This is a genomic window from Petrocella sp. (assembly GCF_059865615.1).
In genome coordinates this window covers 1-2,998 of sequence record NZ_JCBCDA010000060.1, presented here as the reverse complement: position 1 = coordinate 2,998, position 2,998 = coordinate 1, and the positions used below count along the sequence as shown (strand labels likewise).

Annotated in this window: 4 protein-coding genes; 2 read left to right on the top strand and 2 right to left on the bottom strand. The window is 31.4% G+C overall.

Annotation, left to right across the window (positions count from 1 at the left end):
- Positions 1-467 precede the first annotated feature (467 nt).
- On the top strand, positions 468-1,259 hold the full coding sequence (locus tag AC6F8J_RS07175) for a hypothetical protein (protein WP_500722053.1): 792 nt from the start codon (positions 468-470) through the stop codon (positions 1,257-1,259).
- A complete protein-coding gene (locus AC6F8J_RS07170) occupies positions 1,222-1,746 on the top strand; it encodes a hypothetical protein (protein WP_500722052.1) in 525 nt (174 codons plus the stop codon). The genes AC6F8J_RS07175 and AC6F8J_RS07170 overlap by 38 nt, the downstream gene beginning before the upstream one ends.
- Before the next feature lie 199 nt (positions 1,747-1,945).
- Here AC6F8J_RS07170 and AC6F8J_RS07165 read toward each other — a convergent pair whose 3' ends face one another.
- Both AC6F8J_RS07165 and AC6F8J_RS07160 read right to left on the bottom strand, forming a co-directional pair.
- Positions 1,946-2,242 carry a DUF6618 family protein gene (locus AC6F8J_RS07165; protein WP_500722051.1) on the bottom strand — a complete coding sequence of 99 codons (297 nt, stop codon included), beginning with the start codon at positions 2,240-2,242 and terminating at the stop codon, positions 1,946-1,948.
- Positions 2,243-2,253: 11 nt separating this feature from the next.
- On the bottom strand, positions 2,254-2,998 hold a 745-nt coding region (locus tag AC6F8J_RS07160; RefSeq protein ID WP_500722050.1), incomplete at its 5' end, for an AAA family ATPase.

Sequence of the window (2,998 nt, the reverse complement as noted above, 5' to 3'; positions counted from 1 at the left end):
TATACAGACAGATTTCAGTGACTGATTTATTGCTAAACTCATCAGAAAAATACGATAAAAAATATAAATAAAAAGCTTGACACAACTTTATATTATAATATAATGGTTAAGGCGTCAAAACTATATAGTTGAACTTTCACCTACCATATGTAGTTATGAATGTATCAACGTAATCTACATATGGTAGGCGAATTTAGTGAAACTTAGTTTTGACCCTTTAACCATATAATATAAAGCAATAAATGATGGTTACACTTATAAATTTCTATTCAATAGCCATCATACAGAGAAAAGTGTTAGAGGATGGGGAAATAAAAATAATGCGTGGGGAAATGTATTTTATTTATAATCATTTCGCATATTATTTCCAATTTTAATTTGATATTCAACTTGTGATTTATACTCTTCAGCGTACAGGAAGAGTTATAAATATATTATTTATGTACAAAAAAAGGAGAAATATGCAAATGAAAAAGAGAATAATAAGTTTAATTCTAGTATTTACAATTATACTGAGTAGTGTATCTGTGTATGCTAAAAATGATACTGGTTACGGCAAAACAGTTTTTGTAGATGGCATAGAATTTGAAGTATCAGTAAATGATTTTATTATCACAGTAGAAGCAATAGGCGTTGATGATGAAGCAACACTTACCATTGATAAGGACGGAAAAGGTAAGATAAAAGGTGTTAAAGAACTTTCAAAAGGTAAAACAGGTGATGTTTCAGTCACTGAATTAACTGAAGACAGTATTGATATTGAAGTTAAGGAAAATGGAAAACTTATCAAGAAAATTGATAAAATGGATCAAATAAAAAAAGATGAATATTCTGGACAAGCTGCTGTTACAGCAGGAACAATTATTTTAACTGCAACGGTTATAGAAGCATTGATTTTAGCTACATTAGCTATAACAGTTGCAGGAGTAATATGCTATGCTGTTGAGTCAGTTATTGAAGATGTTAAAAAGAATAACAAGTATTATTATAAGGCCTATGGTAAGTTAAATACCGTAGTTATTAATCCAAACCCGATTTCTGCTTCATATGCAATTAATAGAGTCAAGAGTGGTACAAGCATTTACACATATACAGGCTCACTTGCTTATGCCGCGGTTTCTGGAACTGGTTTGGGAACTACAAGTGCAGAAAACCATTGGGCATGGTATAAAGTAGGAGTATTCTTTGACCATTATCACACTGCTAATAGAAATGGAGCACATGCATGGTATGGAATTCCACAAAATAGAAAATTATAGAGTTTATTTTCCTGATTTTTTGCAAAAAACTTATTCTGATTTTGACTTGATTGATTGTATTAATGAAGTAATAAATGAAGCACAAGATGTGTATGCCTTTAGAAGGCATGCACATCTCAATGAAGAATCTACATTTATTCAATGGTTTAAAGAAAATGCAAAAGACAGTAATGACAATATAAGCGTTATTTTTAGAGAAAATGGAAATAGAGAAGAAATATTTAAGTCATGTGAGAAAGGTGAATTGGTATATAGACTTGAATTGGATGTTGATATAAAACAAATGTTCATAAACCTTTTCAAGATATCTATTAGAGACATAAAACAAGAAGTAGATCAGAATAATCCAATAGTAGAATCAAGTTTGTTTATTGATGATCCTTTATATGATCAATATGATTTTATTTTCACATCAGGTACTGATGTATTGTTACTAACAAGTATACATGACTTTGTATTCATCTTTTCAGTTGAGGTAGGAAAATGAAGATGAAATCATCATTAATATTGATGTTCAAATTATCTGGGGGACTCATCTTCAATTTATTTACTCCTATTTATTCAAGTTTTAAAGGTCTTATTCAAACTATTTGATACTGATTCCTCAAATTAAATGATATTGATTAAAGGACATATCTCATCAAAAAATCATACTTCATCTAAAAGAAGTATGACCTTTTCAATCTTTATTTAATTAAACCATAGACATGATAAAGCGCTTCTGCAATTGTTATGCCATCAACCTCACCCATAATCGATATGAGTCTCTCCTGATTCCAAAATCTGTCTCGAAGATGCGCTAAATGACATCCTGCATTAAAATCTGGCAAGCATATAAAATTTCCTCCACTCGAGCACCCAAAGATTACCTGTAGTCCCGAACGACTCTCTACTCTCATTTCATAATGATTACCATAGTTATCTATGTTATAGATTCTACCATACCACTCTTCTTCATCATTTTTACATTTGAATTCAATCATAGAATATTCTCCTAAACCAGTTCTGTTTCATCGACAGCCATCATAACAATTTCATTGTTGATTTCATCGATGTCTTTATTATGCCCAATGAGAAGACATGTATCACAGATTTTGTTTATAATTCTTGGTACGCCACCAGCTGCATTCACAATAGACTCTAAAGCATTGTCACTAAAAACACTCACATGAGATTTCCCGGCTTTTAAAGATTGCAAGATGTAGTTTTTAGACTCTTCTTTACTAAGACCTTCTAAGTGATAATTCATAGTAATTCGTTGTCTTAGAGGTTCGTGAGCTACTAGTCTTAAGGTATTGTTAAGCTGTGGTAAGCCTACAAGAAGGACAACAGCCCGGTGGACAGAATCCATATCGAAGTTAAAAATAAGCTTTAAATCGTTTAAAATACTGTTATTGATATAATTCGCCTCATCAATAATAATCACTGGGGTAATGCGTTTTTCAACAGCATAGCGAGTGATCTCTGCCTGAATAATTTTGAAGTTGTCACTTTTTCTAAACCTCGGTTCAAGGCCTAACTCAGTGGCTAGATTTTTATAAAACTCCATGACTGTTAAGGTAGATAAAGAAGTATAAATCACCTTATACAAAGATGTGTTTAAAGATTTCGAAAAATTTCTTATAACTGTTGTTTTACCGCGACCAGGACCACCGGTAATCAAACCAAAGCCTTTTGTATCTAATAAGTAATTCAATCGATAAATCACTTCTTTATATTCTGAAGTTTCAACCACAATG

Excerpts from the sequence above, each read along its gene's own strand:
- AC6F8J_RS07175 (WP_500722053.1), top strand. The coding sequence starts at position 468 with ATGAAAAAGAGAATAATAAGTTTAATTCTAGTATTTACAATTATACTG.
- AC6F8J_RS07170 (WP_500722052.1), top strand. The coding sequence starts at position 1,222 with ATGCATGGTATGGAATTCCACAAAATAGAAAATTATAGAGTTTATTTT.
- AC6F8J_RS07165 (WP_500722051.1), bottom strand. The coding sequence starts at position 2,242 with ATGATTGAATTCAAATGTAAAAATGATGAAGAAGAGTGGTATGGTAGA.